This window comes from Pseudomonas sp. B3G-3 (assembly GCF_028640915.1).
Classification (GTDB): domain Bacteria; phylum Pseudomonadota; class Gammaproteobacteria; order Pseudomonadales; family Pseudomonadaceae; genus Aquipseudomonas; species Aquipseudomonas chlororaphis_I.
Genome location: NZ_JAQZAB010000131.1, coordinates 39,961 through 60,075, shown reverse-complemented (window position 1 = coordinate 60,075; position 20,115 = coordinate 39,961). Strand labels below are relative to the sequence as shown.

Annotated in this window: 19 protein-coding genes; 9 read left to right on the top strand and 10 right to left on the bottom strand. The window is 62.1% G+C overall.

Annotated elements, in window-relative coordinates; all coding sequences use genetic code 11:
- Positions 1-13 precede the first annotated feature (13 nt).
- Complete coding sequence (locus PVZ80_RS29880; protein WP_151263569.1) at positions 14-493, top strand: OmpA family protein; 480 nt, start codon at positions 14-16, stop codon at positions 491-493.
- A 100-nt stretch (positions 494-593) separates the two neighbouring features.
- On the opposite strand, the gene PVZ80_RS29875 is transcribed toward PVZ80_RS29880, so the two are convergent.
- From PVZ80_RS29875 to PVZ80_RS29865, 3 genes are all read right to left on the bottom strand, one after another.
- Positions 594-1,004 (bottom strand): hypothetical protein, encoded by a 411-nt coding sequence (locus tag PVZ80_RS29875; RefSeq protein WP_273828764.1) that lies wholly within the window; start codon positions 1,002-1,004, stop codon positions 594-596.
- Positions 985-2,148: a polymorphic toxin type 44 domain-containing protein gene (locus PVZ80_RS29870; RefSeq protein ID WP_273828763.1), complete on the bottom strand. Its 1,164-nt coding sequence runs from the start codon at positions 2,146-2,148 to the stop codon at positions 985-987. Before PVZ80_RS29870 ends, PVZ80_RS29875 begins: the two co-directional genes overlap by 20 nt.
- A gap of 180 nt (positions 2,149-2,328) precedes the next feature.
- A complete protein-coding gene (locus PVZ80_RS29865; RefSeq protein ID WP_273864926.1) occupies positions 2,329-3,279 on the bottom strand; it encodes a LysR family transcriptional regulator in 951 nt (316 codons plus the stop codon).
- Positions 3,280-3,432: 153 nt separating this feature from the next.
- On the opposite strand from PVZ80_RS29865, the gene PVZ80_RS29860 reads away from it, so the two are divergent.
- The 3 genes from PVZ80_RS29860 (at position 3,433) to PVZ80_RS29850 (ending at position 6,792) form a co-directional block, all read left to right on the top strand.
- On the top strand, positions 3,433-4,959 hold the full coding sequence (locus PVZ80_RS29860) for a CoA-acylating methylmalonate-semialdehyde dehydrogenase (protein ID WP_009046853.1): 1,527 nt from the start codon (positions 3,433-3,435) through the stop codon (positions 4,957-4,959).
- 11 nt (positions 4,960-4,970) lie between these two features.
- On the top strand, positions 4,971-5,858 hold the full coding sequence (mmsB, locus tag PVZ80_RS29855; RefSeq protein ID WP_009046854.1) for a 3-hydroxyisobutyrate dehydrogenase: 888 nt from the start codon (positions 4,971-4,973) through the stop codon (positions 5,856-5,858).
- Between the two features lie 367 nt (positions 5,859-6,225).
- Positions 6,226-6,792, top strand: coding sequence for a hypothetical protein (locus PVZ80_RS29850; RefSeq protein WP_028681603.1), 567 nt, complete (start codon positions 6,226-6,228; stop codon positions 6,790-6,792).
- A gap of 365 nt (positions 6,793-7,157) precedes the next feature.
- On the opposite strand, the gene PVZ80_RS29845 is transcribed toward PVZ80_RS29850, so the two are convergent.
- Positions 7,158-7,508 carry a cupin domain-containing protein gene (locus tag PVZ80_RS29845; protein ID WP_007922165.1) on the bottom strand — a complete coding sequence of 117 codons (351 nt, stop codon included), beginning with the start codon at positions 7,506-7,508 and terminating at the stop codon, positions 7,158-7,160.
- A gap of 266 nt (positions 7,509-7,774) precedes the next feature.
- On the opposite strand from PVZ80_RS29845, the gene kynB reads away from it, so the two are divergent.
- Positions 7,775-8,416 (top strand): arylformamidase, encoded by a 642-nt coding sequence (gene kynB / locus PVZ80_RS29840; RefSeq protein ID WP_009046856.1) that lies wholly within the window; start codon positions 7,775-7,777, stop codon positions 8,414-8,416.
- Between the two features lie 107 nt (positions 8,417-8,523).
- The gene (gene kynA / locus PVZ80_RS29835) at positions 8,524-9,378 is read left to right on the top strand and encodes a tryptophan 2,3-dioxygenase (RefSeq protein ID WP_009046857.1); all 855 of its coding nucleotides are present in this window, start codon (positions 8,524-8,526) and stop codon (positions 9,376-9,378) included.
- A gap of 197 nt (positions 9,379-9,575) precedes the next feature.
- On the opposite strand, the gene PVZ80_RS29830 is transcribed toward kynA, so the two are convergent.
- The 4 genes from PVZ80_RS29830 to antA form a co-directional block, all read right to left on the bottom strand.
- A complete protein-coding gene (locus tag PVZ80_RS29830; RefSeq protein WP_009046858.1) occupies positions 9,576-10,973 on the bottom strand; it encodes an amino acid permease in 1,398 nt (465 codons plus the stop codon).
- Between the two features lie 73 nt (positions 10,974-11,046).
- Positions 11,047-12,060, bottom strand: a complete 1,014-nt coding sequence (gene antC / locus PVZ80_RS29825; RefSeq protein ID WP_273864925.1) for an anthranilate 1,2-dioxygenase electron transfer component AntC — start codon at positions 12,058-12,060, stop codon at positions 11,047-11,049.
- A 12-nt stretch (positions 12,061-12,072) separates the two neighbouring features.
- Positions 12,073-12,564, bottom strand: coding sequence for an anthranilate 1,2-dioxygenase small subunit (antB, locus tag PVZ80_RS29820; protein WP_009046860.1), 492 nt, complete (start codon positions 12,562-12,564; stop codon positions 12,073-12,075).
- 2 nt (positions 12,565-12,566) lie between these two features.
- Positions 12,567-13,952, bottom strand: a complete 1,386-nt coding sequence (gene antA, locus PVZ80_RS29815; RefSeq protein WP_273864924.1) for an anthranilate 1,2-dioxygenase large subunit — start codon at positions 13,950-13,952, stop codon at positions 12,567-12,569.
- 498 nt (positions 13,953-14,450) lie between these two features.
- Here antA and PVZ80_RS29810 point away from each other — a divergent pair, with 498 nt between their 5' ends.
- A complete protein-coding gene (locus PVZ80_RS29810; protein ID WP_016704186.1) occupies positions 14,451-15,464 on the top strand; it encodes an AraC family transcriptional regulator in 1,014 nt (337 codons plus the stop codon).
- Between the two features lie 26 nt (positions 15,465-15,490).
- On the opposite strand, the gene PVZ80_RS29805 is transcribed toward PVZ80_RS29810, so the two are convergent.
- Positions 15,491-15,964 carry an Lrp/AsnC family transcriptional regulator gene (locus tag PVZ80_RS29805; RefSeq protein ID WP_009046863.1) on the bottom strand — a complete coding sequence of 158 codons (474 nt, stop codon included), beginning with the start codon at positions 15,962-15,964 and terminating at the stop codon, positions 15,491-15,493.
- Between the two features lie 186 nt (positions 15,965-16,150).
- Between PVZ80_RS29805 and kynU the strand changes: the two genes are divergently transcribed.
- Complete coding sequence (gene kynU, locus PVZ80_RS29800; RefSeq protein WP_028681608.1) at positions 16,151-17,401, top strand: kynureninase; 1,251 nt, start codon at positions 16,151-16,153, stop codon at positions 17,399-17,401.
- A 215-nt stretch (positions 17,402-17,616) separates the two neighbouring features.
- Positions 17,617-19,029, top strand: coding sequence for an amino acid permease (locus tag PVZ80_RS29795; RefSeq protein ID WP_162473254.1), 1,413 nt, complete (start codon positions 17,617-17,619; stop codon positions 19,027-19,029).
- Positions 19,030-19,135: 106 nt separating this feature from the next.
- On the opposite strand, the gene PVZ80_RS29790 is transcribed toward PVZ80_RS29795, so the two are convergent.
- Entirely contained in the window at positions 19,136-20,020 is an 885-nt protein-coding gene (locus PVZ80_RS29790) for a LysR substrate-binding domain-containing protein (protein ID WP_110177266.1), read from the bottom strand.
- Positions 20,021-20,115: the final 95 nt, after the last annotated feature.

Below are 20,115 nucleotides of genomic sequence, written 5' to 3'. Positions count from 1 at the left end.
GACTCGACCTTTCATGCGACTTTTCACCGCCGGCCTGTTGCTGGCGCTGCTTTCATTGACCGGCTGCCAGAGCGTGCCGCCCAAGGGGCTGACCCCGCAACAAGTGGCGGTGCTCAAGCAGGAGGGCTTTGAGCTGACGGATGAAGGTTGGGCCTTCGGCCTGTCAGGCAAGGTGCTGTTCGGCAGCGATATCGAGACTCTGAATGCCGCCAGTACCGAGATCGTCGAGCGCATCGGCAAGGCCCTGGTCAGCGTGCACATCGACAAGGTCCGGGTCGATGGCCACACCGATGCCTCCGGCAGGGAAACCTATAACCAGCAACTGTCCCTGCGTCGGGCGAAAAGCGTGAGCAAGGTGCTGGTGGCCACGGGCATGCGTGAAGAAAACATCCAGCTGCGCGGCCTCGGCAGCAGCGAACCGGTAGCCTCCAATAGCACGGTGGCCGGGCGTACCGAAAACCGTCGCGTCTCGATCGTGGTCATCGCCGACTAATAGGCGAACACCATTGCCTGGGTCTGCCCTATCAGCAGGCCCTGATTCTGTTCAGTCACGCTGCGGATGTAATCCCACATGGTGGTCTTGGTAGGGCACTTTAGGACCGGAAAGGATCAGAATCACCTTCACATCGTTTCAAACGAGCAATAACATCCGGGGCGGTTTTAACAGTGTCGATGCGACCTGCGCCATCAAGGTAAATGTCTATCGCACTCCCCCATTTTGGCGTGATGTTTATGCATCTCCGCAGACTCTTCTCATTCCACCAGTCGAAGTTCATGAAGAACTTCTCATTGGGGAAAATATGCCCGGTGTCATATGTGGCTTGCCCTGGAAGCATTCCTTCTTTATGAATGCTGTGCTGCGTGTTCCAGATTAGCCGAAGTTCGTCTGTACCTTCTTTAGAGTAATGGACACGGACGACGGGGGTCGCCACGTACCAGAACAACAATGGGAAAACAACGAGCGCCCCAATAACATATCGGGCTTTAATATTTTTCGCAGACATGGACACTGGCGCCATCTCCCCATTCTTCCGGTGTAACTGCAAGCACTTCGTCCATGATCATTTTTGCCGTGATGCCCCCGTTTGGATACTCGTTGTAGAGTTTCATGCCGATACTAATTGAAATCCGATCCGGGACGTCGTCCCAGGCGCGCATCCCTTCTACGCCTTCTGTGGCATTAGGTCCTTTGAGCCTTTGTTCTTCTTTGGCGACGGTTATCTGCTCTCCCCACCGTCGTAATTGATCTGAAACAATCTGCTCGACCCCAGCACCATCCAGAAGGACGCCTTCAGTGAGTCCTCCAGCCATACCAACATAGCCGTAGTGAATGTTCGACCAAATATCGTAGAAGTAGTCGTACTTGCCTTGCCTGTGGCGATACCTGCCAAATTTTGCATGAATCTTCGGTTTGTGGTCCCAATCACGACCCTGGCCCACTCGTTCAGTCCAAAGGGCCATAGCTGCCGCGACGTTTGAAGCGTCGATAGTTTGAGGGCTGGTATTTCCGACTTGGGCATACCACGGCAGGGCCATTTGCTTGCGGGTCTCTTCCGCAACGTCATAGCTGAGCAGCTCTTTCATCTTCAAGACGGAGGAGTGGTGGATGTTGCTATTCATCTCATCTGCGATGTAGCTCGCCAGCTTCTCCATCATGTTCGGGTGGGTACAGCCTTCTGGCCCATCGTTCGGCTCTGGCTTCTCTTCGGGCGCCTTAGAGGCCGCATTGGGATCGACCAAAGCATTTGCAGCGGTAGCCTTCTCCATCAGCCTCGGGTCGGCCAGCAAGGTCGCCATCTTTTCATCGTCCACCGAGCCATCCGGGCGAAACACGCCGAGTGCTGCGAAGTTGATGATGGCAGCCCCCGGAGCGGGTCCCATGACAAAGCCACCGAAGACATCGCCTGACCCGGTGATGATCGTCCCACCGTGACTGGTGGGGCTCCCTAAGTGGGCCATAGGGCGGCCATTCAGGATGATCGAGGGAAACCCCGTGGTGATGACCGCGCCACAACCGCAAGTGTCACCGACTCGGGCTGCTCCCATGAAGTTGATATCTATGTCACCAGAAGCAGAAGCAATAGGTGTCGTGCCGTGACCGGGAAGAGTGCAGAGGTGTTTGTCGCCCAGGCGAGCAGAAGAAAGCATTTATCGTCCTTGCATTAGCTGATCCGCGAGGCTCTTTGTCGAGCTTCGCGAACCTAGCAAGTGGCGATGGCTAAGGCTTTAGGACGATTCTGAACTTGGTTGGAGAGTCTGTCGGGGCTGCTAATTACGATCAATCCCTGTCGCAAAACATTGGCAAGGCCAGCGGATCTTCCTGCAGGACTATGAGTCGGCAAACACCATCGCCCGGCTCTGCCCCATCAGCAGGTCCTGATTCTGTTCGGTCACATTGCGGATGTAGTCCCACAGCAGGGTGATCCGTTTGAGCTTGCGCAGGTCTTCGCGGCAGTACATCCAGAACTGTCGGGTGATGTCTATTTCCTCCGGCAGCACTGGCAGCAGGCGTGGGTCCTGGGCGGCCAGGAAGCACGGCAGGATCGCCAGCGAGCGCCCTTGCTGCGCCGCTACGTACTGGGCGATCACGCTGGTGCTGCGCAGGTTGGCGCTGGCGCCGGGCAGCACATTGGCCAGGTACAAGAGCTCCGAGCTGAACGCCAGGTCGTCCACGTAGCTGATGAATTGATGCTCGCTCAAGTCCGCCGGGCGGCGGATCGGTGGGTGCTGGTCGAGGTATTCCTGGGTCGCATAGAGCTGCAGGCGGTAGTCGCAGAGCTTGCAGCAGACATAGGGGCCGTGCTCCGGGCGCTCCAGGGCGATGACGATATCGGCTTCGCGCTTGGACAGGCTGATGAAGTGCGGCAGCGGCAGGATGTCCACCGAGATCGCCGGGTAGGCGTCGACGAAATGGCTCAGCTGCGGGGTGATGAAAAAGCTGCCGAAACCCTCGGTGCAGCCCATGCGCACATGGCCGGACAGGGCCACGCCCGAGCCCGAGACCTGCTCGCAGGCCATGTGCAGGGTGCTTTCGATCGACTCGGCATAACCCAGCAGGTGCTGGCCCTCGGCGGTCAGGACAAAGCCGTTGGTCCGGGACTTTTCGAACAGCAGGGTGCCCAGCGCGACTTCCAGCGAGCCGATGCGCCGCGACACCGTGGTGTAGTCCACCGCCAGGCGCTTGGCCGCGCTGCTGGCCTTGCGGGTGCGGGCCACTTCGAGGAAAAACTTCAGGTCGTCCCAGTTCAGCGAGCCGAGGGATGTGATGTTTTTTTGCATGATGGACCGGCTTTTATGTGCGTTCTTATTAGAAGTTTGCACATCTATACTCCAAAAACAGTCCGACAACCAACTCGCGACGCACGCCTCATTTCAAGGCGGTCCCACGCCTTGGCTCCCTGCATAAGAACCTCAAGAAGTCAGGAGACCCGTATGAACGCATCCCTCAAGTCCGACGGCACCACCTTGCAGCAGGTCAAGCTGCTGATCGACGGCCAGTGGGTCGAGTCCCGGACCAGCGAATGGCACGACATCACCAACCCGGCCACCCAGCAGGTGCTGGCCAAGGTGCCTTTCGCCACGGCGGATGAAGTCGACGCCGCCATCGAAGCCGCGCAGCGCGCCTTCCAGACCTGGAAACTGACCCCGATCGGCGCGCGGATGCGCATCATGCTCAAGCTGCAGGCGCTGATCCGCGAACACTCCAAGCGCATTGCCCAGGTGCTCAGCGCCGAACAGGGCAAAACCATCGCCGATGCCGAAGGCGACATCTTCCGCGGCCTGGAAGTGGTCGAGCATGCCTGCTCGATCGGCAGCCTGCAGATGGGCGAGTTCGCCGAGAACGTCGCCGGCGGCGTCGATACCTACACCCTGCGCCAGCCGATCGGCGTCTGCGCCGGGATCACCCCGTTCAACTTCCCGGCGATGATTCCGCTGTGGATGTTCCCGATGGCCATCGCCTGCGGTAACACCTTCGTCCTCAAGCCTTCGGAGCAGGACCCGCTGTCGACCATGCTGCTGGTGGAGCTGGCGCTGGAAGCCGGGATTCCGCCGGGCGTGCTCAATGTGGTGCATGGCGGCAAGGACGTGGTGGACAAGCTGTGCACCCACCCGCACATCAAGGCGGTGTCGTTCGTCGGCTCCACTGCGGTGGGCACTCACGTCTACGACCTGGCGGGCAAGCACGGCAAGCGCGTGCAGTCGATGATGGGCGCGAAGAACCACGCCGTGGTGCTGCCCGACGCCAATCGCGAACAGGCGCTCAATGCCCTGGTCGGTGCCGGGTTCGGCGCGGCCGGCCAGCGTTGCATGGCCACCTCGGTGGTGGTCCTGGTGGGCGCGGCGAAACAATGGCTGCCGGACCTCAAGGCGCTGGCGCAGAAGCTCAAGGTGAATGCCGGCAGCGAGCCGGGCACCGATGTCGGGCCGCTGATTTCCAAGCGGGCCAAGGAGCGTGTGCTGAGCCTGATCGAAAGTGGCATCAAGGAAGGCGCCAAGCTGGAGCTGGACGGTCGCGACGTCAAGGTGCCGGGTTTCGAGCAGGGCAACTTCGTCGGCCCGACCCTGTTCTCCGGGGTGACCACCGACATGCAGATCTACACTCAGGAAATCTTCGGCCCGGTGCTGGTGGTGCTGGAAGTGGACACCCTCGACCAGGCCATCGCCCTGGTCAACAGCAACCCCTTCGGCAACGGCACCGGCCTGTTCACCCAGAGTGGCGCAGCGGCCCGCAAGTTCCAGAGCGAAATCGATGTCGGCCAGGTCGGGATCAACATCCCGATCCCGGTGCCGGTACCGTTCTTCAGCTTCACCGGTTCCCGTGGTTCCAAACTGGGCGATCTGGGGCCCTATGGCAAACAAGTGGTGCAGTTCTATACCCAGACCAAGACCGTCACCAGTCGCTGGTTCGACGATGACAGCGTCAACGATGGCGTGAACACCACCATCCATTTGCGTTGAGGAGTCGGCTCATGAAAATCGCATTCATCGGTCTGGGCAACATGGGCGCACCCATGGCGCGCAACCTGCTCAAGGCCGGGCATCAGTTGAACCTGTTCGACCTGAACCAGGCCGTGCTCAACGAACTGGCCGAACTGGGTGGCAGTATCAGCACCTCGCCGCGCGCTGCCGCCGAAGACAGCGAGCTGGTGATCACCATGCTGCCGGCCGCGGCCCATGTGCGCAGCGTCTGGCTGGGCGACGACGGGGTGCTGGCGGGTATCGCCCATGGCACACCGGCGGTGGATTGCAGCACCATCGATCCGCAGACCGCCCGCGACGTGGCCGCGGCCGCCGCCAAGCAAGGCGTGGCCATGGCCGACGCGCCGGTGTCCGGAGGCACCGGTGGCGCGGCGGCGGGCACCCTGACCTTCATGGTCGGCGCCAGTGCCGAACTGTTCGCCACCCTGCAGCCGGTGCTGGCGCAGATGGGCCGCAATATCGTGCACTGCGGTGAGGTGGGGACCGGGCAGATCGCCAAGATCTGCAACAACCTGCTGCTGGGCATTTCGATGATCGGCGTCAGCGAAGCCATGGCCCTGGGCGATGCCCTGGGCATCGACACCAAGGTGCTGGCGGGCATCATCAACAGCTCCACCGGGCGCTGCTGGAGTTCCGACACCTACAACCCCTGGCCCGGGGTGATCGAAACCGCACCGGCCGCCCGCGGCTACACCGGCGGCTTCGGCGCCGAACTGATGCTCAAGGACCTGGGCCTGGCCACCGAGGCCGCCCGCCAGGCGCATCAGCCGGTAGTGCTGGGCGCCGTGGCGCAGCAGCTGTACCAGGCCATGAGCCAGCGCGGGGAAGGGGGCATGGACTTCTCGGCTATCGTCAACAGCTATCGCAAGCCCCAATAGGGGTTTTTCCGGGAGCCCGCGTCGGGCGGGCTCCCGGTTTTTTACCATCTCTCTTACTTCAATGGACCTCGCTCCCCTGTAGCCCGCTGGCACAGGCCGGGATCGAGTGCGCCGTCCTCGGCAATTGCGCTTGTTCAGAAAAATCAATTCATCGGTTCATGACAGTCTTACAGCCGAATATCGCCCGTAATATCTGCACAGTAGGCGATGAAGTATTCGCAAGTGGCTTTATCGCGACAATGTATAAGACATGCCCTGGCAGTATCGGGATTGATAGCTAAGGTGATTTGTGTCGACAGCATCTCTGTCGAATGACGACATGTCATGGATATGGCATGTATATAAGGTTATATCAGGGAGATAGACCATGGCAGATGTTCTGAGATACGGAGACAAAGTTCATATCAAGAATGGTTACAGTAATTGGGATGGCGGTTATCTCGATACTTGTAATCATGCGACCGCCCCGAACAGCCTTTACGGCGTAGTCACCGCAACCACTCCTCATCGCGGCCCGGGTACTGGCACCTGGGTCATCGAGTCCGCGACAGGCAAGGCAGTAGGAACCGAGGTTGAAAGTTGCGATGTGATTCTGCTGTGGAACCTCTACAAGAACGAGGGTGGCTATCTGGACACCAATGGCCACGCGACAAAACCGTCGATCTATAACGTGGTCACAGCCCTCAAGGAGTCGCGGCCGGCGGATACCCTGCACTGGCGAATCTTCGCCGATACCTCAGATCCCAAGGATTTCAAGGTGAGGGAGGGGGATGTCGTGCACTTCCTGAATGGCTACAACGACGTGCGCGGCGGGTTCCTGGATACCTGTGGGCATGCCAGTGGCGAGGGCGTCAAATATGCGGTATCGACGACCCCCTATCTGAATCGGGACGGCAATACCGGCTCATGGAAAATCTCGAAAGCCAAAGACTAAGTGCCCGATACACCACCAGGCACCGGGATGTGCAAAAGGGGACGTTGAGACGTCCCCTTTTTAGTCGTTGGATTAATAGAGTTTCTAAAGTTTTAAGTGTGGGTCGTCTGCTTGGTTTTTTTGTTTAAGCAAGCTTGTTGGAAGTTTAAGTGGGCTGTCTGTATTCGCTGGGCATGAGATGAGTGAACTTCTGGTTGGCCAATATCATTAAGCCGGGAAGTGCATGGCGGGCGTGCGCCTTATTACTGTGTTTTTATAAAAAAGAGGCGCTCTTCAATGATATGAGCGCCTCTTGAAGTTTTGTGGAAAGTCCTTCGCCGGGCCGATCAGTCAGTTTGCAAAACTGCGGCCCGCATTTTCGGGCGTCAGGCGAAAACGAAATACTTGCGCACGGTCTCCACCACTTCCCAGGTGCCTTTCATCCCCGGCTCGACCACGAAGATATCGCCGGCGCGCAAGTGGATCGGGTCCATGCCGTCCGGGGTGATCACGCAGTAACCTTCCTGGAAATGGCAGTACTCCCATTTCACGTAGTCCACGCGCCATTTGCCGGGCGTGCAGATCCAGGTGCCCATGATCTTGCTGCCGTCTTCGCTGGTGTAGGCGTTGAGGTTGACGGTGTGCGGGTCGCCTTCGAGTTTTTCCCATTTGCAGGCATCGAGCACCGGCAGCGGGTGAGTGTCGCGCAGAACGGTGATGGGGGCAGTCGCGGTCATGAGGACTCCGGGGTCTTGGCTGAGAACTGAAGTCGCACCCTATAGCGCCCGGCGCCCCATCAGTTGTCTGTACTCGACATCGGGGTGCCCAGAAACGCAGTAGCCGCCCGCGAAGTGTTGCCGCGGTTTGCATTGAAATTTCCGAGCGTGAATCAGTGATTTCCTTGCAGTTCTTGCGAAAGATTCCGCGGTCGCCGGAGCATTTCGCAAGAATCTTCACGGGCATCGCTCGTATGATTCAGGTCGAAGTGGCCGAGAGCAGCGCTATGAACACAACCCCAAGCTGGTGGGACATCAGCCCGCCCCTGAGTACCGCGACCCCGACCTGGCCTGGCGACACGCCGTTCCAGGAAGAGCGGGTCTGGCAGTATGGACCCGAGTGCCCGGTGAATGTCGGGCGCATCACCCTGTCGCCGCACACCGGGGCCCATGTCGACGCGCCGCTGCATTACAGCGCCGATGGCGCGCCGATCGGCGAGGTGCCGCTGGATGTCTACCTCGGCCCGTGCCGGGTCGTGCATTGCCTGGGCTGCGGCCCGCTGGTATTGCCCCGACACCTGGAAGGTCACCTCGACAACCTGCCCGAGCGGGTGCTGCTGCGCACCTATCGCCAGGCGCCGTTGAGCACCTGGGATCCGGACTTCAGCGCCGTGGCCAAGGAAACCGTCGAGCTGCTGGCCAGCCACGGCGTGCGCCTGATCGGCATCGACACCCCGTCCCTCGATCCGCAGCAATCGAAAACCATGGACGCCCATAACGCCGTGGCCCGCCATGGGCTGGCGATTCTCGAGGGCATAGTGCTCGACGAGGTGGCCGAAGGCGACTACGAACTGATCGCGTTGCCCCTGCGTTTCGCTCATCTGGATGCGAGCCCGGTGCGCGCCATCCTGCGGCCTTTGCCGCGATAATTCCTACAATAGTATTTACAACAACAAAGCTTCGACCCCGCGCGCCCTCGATCAAGACTGGCGCCGGGTGATCGATCAGCCGCGACCTGACATGAGGAGCCCACGCGATGAGTCAATGTCCCTATTCGAGCAACCCGCCGCCCGATGGCTGGCATAACGCCGAGCTGAATTTTTCCAATTCCATGAGCTACGGCGACTATCTGGATCTGGGGCGCATCCTCAATGCCCAGCATCCCCTGTCGCCGGATCACAACGAAATGCTCTTCATCATCCAGCACCAGACCTCGGAGCTGTGGATGAAACTGATGCTGCATGAGCTCAAGGCGGCTCGCGAGCACGTGCATCAGGGCCAGTTGCCGCCGGCGTTCAAGATGCTCGCGCGGGTGTCGCGGATCTTCGACCAACTGGTGCACGCCTGGGCGGTGCTGGCGACCATGACCCCGTCCGAGTACAAGTCGATCCGCCCGTACCTGGGGCACTCGTCGGGCTTCCAGTCGTTCCAGTACCGCGAGATCGAGTTCATCCTCGGCAACAAGAGTGCGACCTTGCTGCGCCCCCATGCCCATCGTCCGGAACTGCTCGAGGAACTGGAGCTGGCGATCGCCACGCCATCGCTGTACGACGAAGCCATCGGCCTGATGGCCAAGGCCGGGCTGGCCATCGACCCCGAGCGCCTGGCCCTGAACAGCCAGGCGCCGACCCAGCATGACCCGTCGGTGGAAGCCGCCTGGCGCGAGGTCTACACCGACCCGTCGCGCTACTGGGACCTGTACCAGCTGGCGGAGAAATTCATCGACCTGGAGGATTCCTTCCGCCAGTGGCGCTTCCGCCATGTGACCACGGTGGAACGCATCATCGGCTTCCAGCCCGGCACCGGCGGCACCGAAGGCGTCGGTTACCTGCGCAAGATGCTCGACACCGTCTTGTTCCCCGAGCTGTGGCGCGTGCGCTCGACGCTGTAAGCGGCAGGCCAGCAAAAAGGCCCGGTATTCATCGAATGCCGGGCCTTTTTGCTGGCTGAACCAGTGGCGTTGTAATCAGGGCCACCGCGTCATCGTTCATCGCGGGCAAGCCTCGCTCCTACGGTAACGATGTTCATCGCGAGCAAGCTCCGTTTCTGTAGGAGCGAGGCTTGCCCGCGATGGGCGCGCCGCCGTTGTCAGGCCACCGCCCGAGTACCAGCCCTGGCCACCCGCAGGCGGTAGAACACCCAGATCAGCGCAACCCACACCGGGATCGCGTAGACCGAAACCCGGATCCCGGGAATCATCAGCATCACGCTGACGATCATCAGCATGAAGGCCAGGCACAGGTAGTTGCTGAACGGGAACCAGAAGGTCTTGAACGACGGCACTATGCCTTGCTGGCCCATGGACTTGCGGAACTTCAGGTGGGTCAGGCTGATCAGTGCCCAGTTGATCATCAGGGACGCGACAACCAGGGCCATCAGCAGCTCCAGCGCTTCCTGCGGCGCCAGGTAGTTGACCACCACGCAGAGCAGGGTGATCAGCGCCGAGACGCCCAGGGCCAGCAATGGCACCCCCTGTTTGTTCAGCTTCATCATCGCCTTGGGCGCGTCGCCCTGTTCGGCCAGGCCGTAGAGCATGCGGCTGTTGCAGTACACGCCGCTGTTGTAGACCGACAGCGCCGCGGTCAGGACCACGAAGTTGAGGATGTGCGCCGCGGTGTCGCTGCCGATCAGGGCAAAGATCTGCACGAACGGGCTGCCGCTGTAGGAGTCGCCGGAAGCGTTGAGGGTCTGCAGCAACTGGTCCCAGGGGTACAGCGACAGCAGCACGGTGAGAGCGCCGACGTAGAAGATCAGCACCCGGTACACCACCTGGTTGATCGCCTTGGGGATCACCTTGCGTGGCTCGCTGGCCTCGGCGGCGGTGATGCCCACCAGCTCCAGGCCGCCGAAGGAGAACATGATGAAGGCCATGGCCATCAGCAGGCCGGTGCCGCCATTGGGGAAGAACCCGCCGTGGCTCCACAGGTTGCTCACCGCGGCCTGCGGGCCGCCGCTGCCGCTGGCCAGCATGTAGCAGCCCAGGGCGATCATGCCGATGATGGCCACCACCTTGATGATGGCGAACCAGAACTCGGCTTCGCCGAAGAACTTCACGTTCATCATGTTGATCAGGTTGACCAGCACGAAGAACACCGCCGCGCTGACCCAGGAGGGGATTTCCGGCCACCAGAACTGCACGTACTTGCCCACGGCCGTGAGTTCGGCCATGCCCACCAGCACGTAGAGCACCCAGTAGTTCCAGCCGGCGAGAAAGCCGAAGTAACCGCCCCAGTATTTGTGCGCGAAGTGGCTGAAGGACCCGGCCACCGGTTCCTCGACAATCATTTCGCCGAGCTGGCGCATGATCAGGAAGGCGATGAACCCGGCAATCGCATAACCGAGGATCATCGAAGGGCCGGCGGACTTGAGCACGCCGGCAGAGCCAAGGAACAGTCCGGTGCCGATCGCCCCGCCCAGGGCAATCAGCTGGATATGGCGGTTCTTCAAGCCACGCTTGAGTTCGCCGGGTTTCAGGATTTCATCCACTAATCACGCTCTCTTCTCATTGTTATCGGATCTGTCCGTGTTCGCGGCCAGATCGCGGCTGACGGCGGACGGATCAGATATTACTCTCGGTGAACTTCTCGTAATACAGCTGAACGCTCTCAAGTTGCTGATCTTGCAGCCAGTTCTTGATCGACTCGACCATCGGTGGCGGTCCGCAGACGTACATGTCCACCGGGCTATCGCGCAGTTCGCTGCAATCGAAATGCTCGGCGATGTAACCACGCTTGCCCGGCCAGTCCGCCGCCGGCTCGCTGATCACCGCAGTGTAGCGAAAGCCCGGCAGTTGGTCGGCATAAGCCTCGATACGCGCGGTTTCGCACAGGTCGGCGACGTTGCGCACCCCGTAGTACAGGTGCGCCGGCTGGGTGCAGCCGTCGGCGACCAGCTGTTCGAGCATCGCCAGCAGCGCCGACAACCCGGTGCCTCCGGCCACCAGCACCAGCGGCCGGACGATATGGCGCAGGTAGAAGGCGCCCAGCGGCGCCTCCAGTTCGATACGGTCGCCGACCTGGCAACGTTCGCGGATGTAGTTGCTCATGGCCCCGTCGGGTAGCAGGCGCACGAGGAATTGCAGCTGCTGGCTGCCCGAGCGGTTGGCGAACGAGTAGGAGCGCTTGCTCGACGTGCCGGGGACCGACAGCCGGGCGTATTGCCCCGGCAGGAAGTCCAGCGCTGTCTGGTCGAGCTGCAGTTGCAGGATCGCCGTGCTGTCGGAGACCTGGCGCACTTCGCTGACCGTGCCGCCCAGCTGTGCGGGCCCCGCGGCGCTGCACAGGCTGGAATCGAAGTCGAAGTAGAAGGTGGCATCGGACTGCACCCGGGTCTGGCAACTGAGCATCTTGCGCTGCTCCAGGTCCGTGCTGGAGAGGGCTTCCTCGTCCACGTAGTCCTGGCTGTAGGTGCCGGATTCGCAGCGGCCCTGGCAGGTGCCGCAGACGCCTTCGCGGCAGTCGAGGGGGATCTTGATGCCGTTGCGCAGGGCGGCGTCGAGCAGTATTTCGTTGGCGTGTACAGGGAAGAACAGCGTCTTGCCATCGGCAAAGCTGAACGCGACCTTGTGGTTCATGCCCGGTCTCCGTCAGAGGTGGTAGAAATCGAGCACCGAGTTGATGGTGTCGTTGAGCAGCAGCACATGCTTGCGGGTGATCAGCCAGCTGTCGCCGTGGGGCTTGAGGTTGTAGGTGGCATGGCCGAAGAACTGCTCGGCGGTGGCCAGGCGATAGAACAGCGTGTGCCAGTTCAGCCGCACTTGCAGGTTGCCATCGGCCTGCTCGGCGATCCGCACGTTGCTGATGTTGTGCAGGGTGCGCGGCATCGGAATGGTCGAGGCGGCCTTGCCGGTGCGGATACGGAACACCCGGTCTTCCAGGCCCGAGCGGTTGGCGTAGTAGATCAGCGACATGCCGCGTTTCGGGTCGGTGGTGTAGACATGCTCGGAATCCCACTGCGGCAGGTGGAACTCACTCTGCGGGTCGAAGAGCTCAAGGTAGGCGTCCCAGTCCTGGGCGTCGCACAGCTCGGACTTGCGGTAGAAAAACTGCTCGATACGGTATTGCAGTTGCGCACTCATGTTCACACCTCACGCAGTTTCAGGGATTGTCTGGCCAGCCCGTCGAGGAGGAATTTCTGCCAGTTGCGGTGCTGGTTGACGTACAGCCCTTCGTGGGTGAATTCGGTACCGGTCATGGCCGGCTGGATGCCGATGGCCTCGCTGTTGCGGGTCGGCCCGGTTGCCCAGCGGTGGCTGCCGCGGGAGATATCGCTCCAGCGTTCCAGACGGCCCTGGAAGCCGCGCTGGGCTTCGCGGAATTCCACCAGGTCGTCGGGGGTGCCCATGCCCGAGACGTTGAAGAAGTCCTCGAACTGGCGGATGCGGTTTTCCCGGTCGGCGTCGGACTCGCCCTTGACCCCGATGCACTGGCTGATGATCTCGGTCTTGTTCCAGGCCAGCGGGCGGATGATCCGCAGCTGCGAGCTGATCTGGTCGAGGAAGAACAGGCTCGGGTAGATGTTGAGGTTGCGCAGGCGGTGCATCATCCATTCGGCCTTTTCCTGGCCGTACTCTTCCACCAGCCGCGGCATGATGGTGGCGTAGCCGGAGCGCACCGACGGGTTGGGCATGTCGCTGAACAGCACGCTGTGGCCGTTGTTGAAGGCGAACCAGCCGTCGTCGGTGTTGGCGTCGCCGGCGCCGAGCTTGCTGTAGTCGAGGGTGGCGCTGGCGCCGCCGTTTTCGCTGTTGACCTGCTGGCGGTGCTGCACCGTGGCCACGTAGTTGTAGTGCACGGTGCTCACGTGATAACCGTCGAGGCCGTTCTCGTTCTGCAGTTTCCAGTTGCCGTCGTAGGTGTAGGCGGACTTGCCGGGCAGGACTTCCAGTTCACCGGTGGGCGACTGGGCGACCATCATGTCGAAGAACACCTTGGCATCGCCGAGGAAGTCCTCCAGGGAGTTGTCGGCGTGGATGTCGAGGCTGATGAAGACAAAGCCCTTGTAGCTGTCGATGCGGGCCTTCTTCAGGCCGCGGGTGGCCTTGTCGAAGCCCTCGGGATATTCCCCCGGCGCCTTGACCTTCACCAGGCGCCCGTCGCTCTTGTAGCACCAGGCGTGGAACGGGCAGGTGAAGGTGGACTGGTTGCCCTTGCCGACCCGGGTCAGGGTGGTGCCGCGGTGCTGGCAGGCGTTGATCAGCGCGTTGAGCCGGCCTTCGCCGTCGCGGGTGATGATCATCGGCTGGCGCCCGGCGCGCAGGGTCACGAAGTCGTGGTTATTGGCCAGCTCGCTTTCGTGGCAGGCGTAGATCCAGTTCTTCTCGAAGATCAGTTCCATCTCCAGGTCGAACAGCTCGGGCTCGGTGAACATGTCCCGGGCGATGCGGAATACGCCGTCGTCCGGACGAAAGTCCAGGCAGCCGTCGATGAAGTTTTTCCATTGTTCTGTGTTTCTTGCACCACTCATGAGTGAGTACCTTTTTATAGAGACGGTTTTATTCAGGCCAATCAGTGGGTGCATTAGAGGGAGTGCGGGGCAGGGGTGGCTATCCGCTTAGTCGGCCAAGGCCATCCATAAAATTGAATGGCGCTGAGGGCTTCTGTAGGAGCGAAGCTTGCTCGCGATAAAGGATCACGCGGTGCATCCGCCAAAGCGCGCCGTACCCATCGCGGGCAAGCCTCGCTCCTGCGGGCGCGGGGGGTAACACCTGGGGGCTGAATACCCACGGCCGGCGCCCCAGGCGATCAACGGCTGCACCGCGATGTCGCGATGAGCTACTGTTTGGCGCAGTCTTGCGTGGGTTTTGCGCACCGGGTGGATGGGCTCTATCCACTTAGTTGGCGATTGCTATCCAGCCGGTTGGCAGTCCCGGGCGGTGGCGCAAAACTTGCTCTTGCAGGTCAGTACTTCAAATCAGACGCGCCGTCAGAGCGCGCAAAAAAATATTGCCGTGGGTGCGCCGTGATGAATAGCAAGGCTGATTCGCAGTTTCGCGATATTCGTATCGATCGCTACGACCTCGAGGGGGCGAGAAGCTGGATGTCCGGCATTTGCGGGCCGCACCGGCTCGAGACCAGCACCCCCGAGCGCATCCGCTTTCACCACAGCGCCAACGTGTTCAAGTCGCGGGCCACCACCCTGGGCACCATCGAATACGGCACCGACGTCACCATCGATATCGAAGACGCCGAGCGCTTCAGCAGCTACAGCCTGAGCCTGCCGCTGAGCGGCGATCAGGAGTTGAGCAAGGACGGCCGGCTGCTGCGTTCCAACCGCGACCAAGGGGTGATCATCGCGCCCAACGAAAGCCAGATGCTGGCGATCTCCGGCGACTGCCGCAAAGTCCAGGTGGTGATTACCCGGGCGGCCATGAGCGAAGCGCTGGAGGCCTTGCTGCAACGGCCACCGGAAGCGCCGCTGCGCTTCGAGGCGGTGATGGATGCGGTGGAAGGGGCGTCGGCGTCCTGGTGGCGCATGGCGCGCTATTTCATCGCCGAACTGGAGCGCAGCAGCGAGCTGTACGAACAGCTGGCCTTCACTCGCGATCTGGAAAGCTCCTTGATCAAGGGCCTGATCCTGGCCCAGCCGAACAACTACTCGGCGGAGCTGCGCGAGGTGCTGGAGGTCAAGTTGCCCCACTACCTGGTCCGCGCCCGCCAGTACATTCACGCCAACGCCCGCGAGCCGCTGTGCCTGGAGGACCTGGAAGCCGCCGCCGGGGTCTCGCGCTTCAAGCTGTTCGAGGCCTTCAAGAAGTATTTCGCCCTGTCGCCAATGGTCTACCTGAAGAAGTACCGGCTCAACGCGGTGCGCCAGGAGATCCTCGAACACGGCTCGGCGCGGACCATTTCCGAAATCGCCCTGGGCTGGGGCTTCAGCCATCTGGGGCGGTTCTCCGCCGAGTACCGCAAGCTGTTCGGCGAGTCGCCCAGCGTCACCTTGCAGCGCCACGATGCGCGGCGCCTGGGCGGTTTCTAGGGCCTGTACCCCACAGGCCAGCCGTTTTACTTGCGCAGCACCAGGTCGAGCAGGCCGTCCTGTTCCTTGATTTTCTGCAGGACGATTTCCGAGCGGATGTCAGTGACCCCGGACGTGCGATTCAGGTGATTGACGATGAAATCCGAGAAGTGCTTGAGGTTGCGCGCCTGGACCCGCAGCACATAGTTGCTGGCGCCGGTGATCACATAGGCGGTGACCACTTCCGGCCACTGCTGGACCTTCTTGATAAAGGTCTCGTGCCAGTCCGCCACGTCCTGGCGCAGCGACACATGGACGATGGCCTCCAGCTCTATCCCCAGGCGCTCGGCGTTGAGTACCGCGCGATAGCCGCTGATGATGCCTTCGCCCTCCAGCAGGCGCAGGCGCCGCAGGCAGGCCGAGGGCGAGAGGGCGACTTTCTCCGCCAGCTCCTGGTTGCTGATACGGCCGTCCTGTTGCAGGAAGTGCAGGATTCGCAGGTCTGTCGAGTCGAGAATCATGGTTGGCATTTATCCGCGTTTTTTTAAGTTGTAGTCGAATAATCTTCGAGGCTGTGCCGCTCTCGTTGCGCATTTTGCACGAAAATTCTCCAGGGCTTCGTTCATTATTTCTTCACCGTGCAGCCGCCGATACCTCCCTCGGCATCGCGTGCGTTGCCGCATGCCATAGTGAAAACAGGACCTCCCATGACAACAAGAAACCACTGCCTGGCCCTCGACGCACAGGACCCGCTGGCGCCGCTGCGCCACCAGTTCGCGCTGCCCGATGGGGTGATCTATCTCGACGGCAACTCCCTCGGCGCGCGCCCGGTGGCGGCCCTGCAACGGGCGCAGCAGGTGATTGCCGAGGAGTGGGGCAATGGCCTGATCCGCAGCTGGAACACCGCCGGCTGGCGCGACCTGTCGCAGCGCCTCGGCGACCGCCTGGCCAAACTGATCGGCGCCGATGCCAACGAAGTGGTGATCACCGATACCACCTCGATCAACCTGTTCAAGGTGCTCAGCGCGGCCTTGCGCGTGCAGGCGCTCAAGGCGCCGCAGCGGCGGGTGATCGTCAGCGAGAGCAGCAACTTTCCCACTGACCTGTACATCGCCGAAGGCCTGACCGAGATGCTGCAGCAGGGTTATTCCCTGCGCCTGGTGGACAGCCCCGAGGAGCTGCCCCAGGCCATTGGCGAAGACACCGCGGTGGTCATGCTCACCCACGTCAACTACAAGACTGGCTACATGCACGACATGCCGGCGGTGACCGCGCTGACCCATGAATGTGGCGCGCTGAGCCTGTGGGACCTGGCCCACTCCGCCGGCGCGGTGCCGGTGGACCTGAAGCAGGCCGGCGCCGACTACGCCATCGGCTGCACCTACAAGTACCTCAACGGCGGCCCGGGCTCCCAGGCCTTCGCCTGGGTCTCGCCGGCGCTCTGCGACTTGGTCAAGCAGCCGCTGTCCGGCTGGTTCGGCCATGCGCGGCAGTTCGACATGGAAGCGCAATACCGGCCGAGCAGCGGCATCGCCCGCTACCTGTGCGGCACCCAGCCGATCACTTCGCTGGCCATGGTCGAGTGCGGCCTGGAGATCTTCGAACAGACCGACATGGCCAGCCTGCGCCGCAAGTCCCTGGCCCTGACCGATCTGTTCATCGAACTGGTGGAGCAGCGCTGCGCGGCCCATGGCCTGAAGCTGGTCACCCCGCGCGAACACGACAAGCGCGGCAGCCATGTCAGCTTCGAGCACCCCGAAGGTTATGCGGTGATCCAGGCCCTGATTGCCCGGGGCGTGATCGGCGACTACCGCGAACCGCGGATCATGCGCTTCGGCTTCACGCCGCTGTACACCCGCTTCAGCGAAGTCTGGGACGCGGTGCAGATCCTCGGTGAAATCCTCGACGAAAAAACCTGGGCCCAGCCGCAGTTCCAGATCCGCCACAGCGTGACCTGAAACCCGCTACCTGTAGCCGCTGCCGCAGGCTGCGATCGGCGGCGCAGCCGTCGCAAATCCTGAGTCCATGGTCTGCCGGATAGACCGCGGCGCCTGGGAATGCGAGTCCTGCGGCCTCGATCGCAGGCTGCGCCAGCGGCTACAGGGTGATATCAGAACCGGCCAGGGACGGCTCGCGACACCGATCAACGCGTGCACACAATAATAAGAGGCTGATGAACGTGACCACGACCAACAAGGGTTTTGCAGCGATTTCCAACCGTGAACAGGGCTTGCGCCGCCAGCTCACGGCCGGCCAGATGAGCATGATCGCCATCGGCGGGGCAATCGGCACCGGGCTGTTCATGGGCAGTGCCTACGCCATCGGTTACGCCGGCCCCAGCGTGCTGCTCAGCTACGCCATCGGCGCGCTGATCACCCTGCTGCTGATGGGCTGCCTGGCGGAAATGACCGTGGCCCATTCCACCTCCGGTTCCTTCGGCGCCTACGCCGAGTTCTACATCAGCCCGCTGGCCGGGTTCCTGGTGCGCTACGCCTACTGGGCGGCCATCGTCCTGGCGGTCGGCGCCGAGGTCACGGCCATCGCCATGTACATGAAGTACTGGTTCGCCCACGTGCCGGAATGGGTGTGGATCGTCTCGTTCTCCAGCGTGCTGATCCTGCTCAACGCCATCAGCGTGAAAACCTTCGGCAACTTCGAGTACTGGTTCTCCACCATCAAGATCGCCGCCATCGTCGGCTTCATCATTCTTGCGGTGTACGTGGTGTTCGGCTCCGGCAATGCCGACTACGGCCTGCACAACTACAGCGCCCACGGCGGCTTTTTCCCCAATGGCGTGCAGGGCATGTGGATCGCGGTGATCGTCTCGATCTTCAGCTACCTGAGCGTGGAGATGATCGCGGTGGCCGCTGGCGAGGCCGAGGACCCGCAGCGGGCGGTGAAAAAGGCCTTCCGCGCGACCATGGTACGGCTGGTGGTGTTCTACCTGCTGACCCTGGCGCTGATGCTGGCCATCGTGCCCTGGGTCCAGGCCGGCAAGGCGCAGAGCCCGTTCGTCACGGTGATGCAGACCATCGGCATTCCCGGCGCCACCGGGGTGATGAACTTCGTGATCCTGATCGCTGCGCTGTCGGCGATGAACAGCCAGCTGTACATCACCACGCGCATGATGTTCAGCCTGTCCCGCGGCGGTTATGCACCGAAGTCCATGGGCGCCCTGAGCAAGAGCGGCATCCCGTTGAACGCCTTGCTGCTGTCCAGTTCCGGCATCGGCCTGGCGACCCTGATCAACGTGCTGTACCCGGAAAGCTCGTTCACCCTGATGATGGCGATCTCGATGTTCGGCGCGATCTTCACCTGGTTCATGATCTTTCTCACCCACTACTGCTTCCGCCGTTACCACCAGCGCCATGGCGAGCAGCCGCTGTCGTTCCGCATGCGCCTGTTCCCCTGGAGCACACTGCTGGGCCTGGTGCTGATGGGCGCGGTGATGATCACCACCTACTTCACCGAGGCCTTCAAGATGACCCTGGTGTTCGGCGTGCCCTTCCTGGCGATCCTGACGGCGGTCTACTTCGCCTGCTTCAGAAAACCCCGAGCCGCCGAGCTGACCCCGTCCAAGGTCTGACCCCAAACCTGTAGGAGCGAAGCTTGCTCGCGATCCGCGCAGCGGCCATCCACCGTTGTGCTTCGGCGGATGCCATCGCGAGCAATCGAGCGTCGACCGGCTGCTCCTACAGTTGCCCCAGGGTTTCTAGGAGGGCCTTGGCATAGGCGGGCAACTGCTCGAAATTCCGGGCGCACAGCAGCAACTTGCGTTGCGCCCAGGCCTCCATCAGCGGCAGCACTGTGAGCGAGGCATCCGGCCCCCGGCGTTCGACGGCGGCCCGGGGCACCACCGCCAGCCCGGCGCCCCGGGCGACCATGCGCATCGCCCCGTCGAAGCCGTCGGCGCGAATGCGGATCGGCATCCGCAGTCCCAGGTGCAAGGCCTGTTCTTCCAGGTACACGGCCAGGGCGCTGTGGGCGGCGAGGCCGACATAGTCGTGGTGCAGGCTGTCGCTGAAACTCACCGCCCGACCGTCCGCCAGCGGGTGCTGGGCGGGCAGGACCAGCACCAGCGGGTCGTCGCGAAAGGCCTGGGTCTGCAGGTCCTGGGTATCCACCGCGTCGGACACTATCCCCAGGTCCGCCGCGCCCTGGCGCAGGGCGTGGGTGATGCGCAGGCTGGGCAGTTCCTGCAGGTCGATATCCAGGTTGGGGTGGGCGCAGAGAAAGTCCGCCAGCGGCTCCGGCAGGTATTCGGTGATCGCCGTGGTGTTGCACAACAGGCGCACCTGGCCTTTGACGCCCCGGGCGTATTCGGCCAGGTCCTGGCGCAGGTGTTCGGCCTGTTGCAGCAGGCCGCGCGCATGCTGGGCCAGGGCCTTGCCGGCGGGCGTCGGGCTGACGCCACGGCGGCCACGCTGGAGGAATTCGGTGCCCAGGGACGCTTCCATGGCGCGGATTCGCGCACTGGCGGCGGCCAGGGACAAATGGCTGCGGCTGGCGCCGGCGGTGATATTGCCGGCGTCGAGGATGTTCAGGTACAGGCGCAGGTCGGTCAGGTCGAAGTGCATGGGGCGGGTCCCTTGAAAGCGCCGCTGCGCGGCTACTCCTTCCTTTACTTTACCGCAATGACTCAGGCGACGATGTCGGTGTAGGCCGCCTGGCC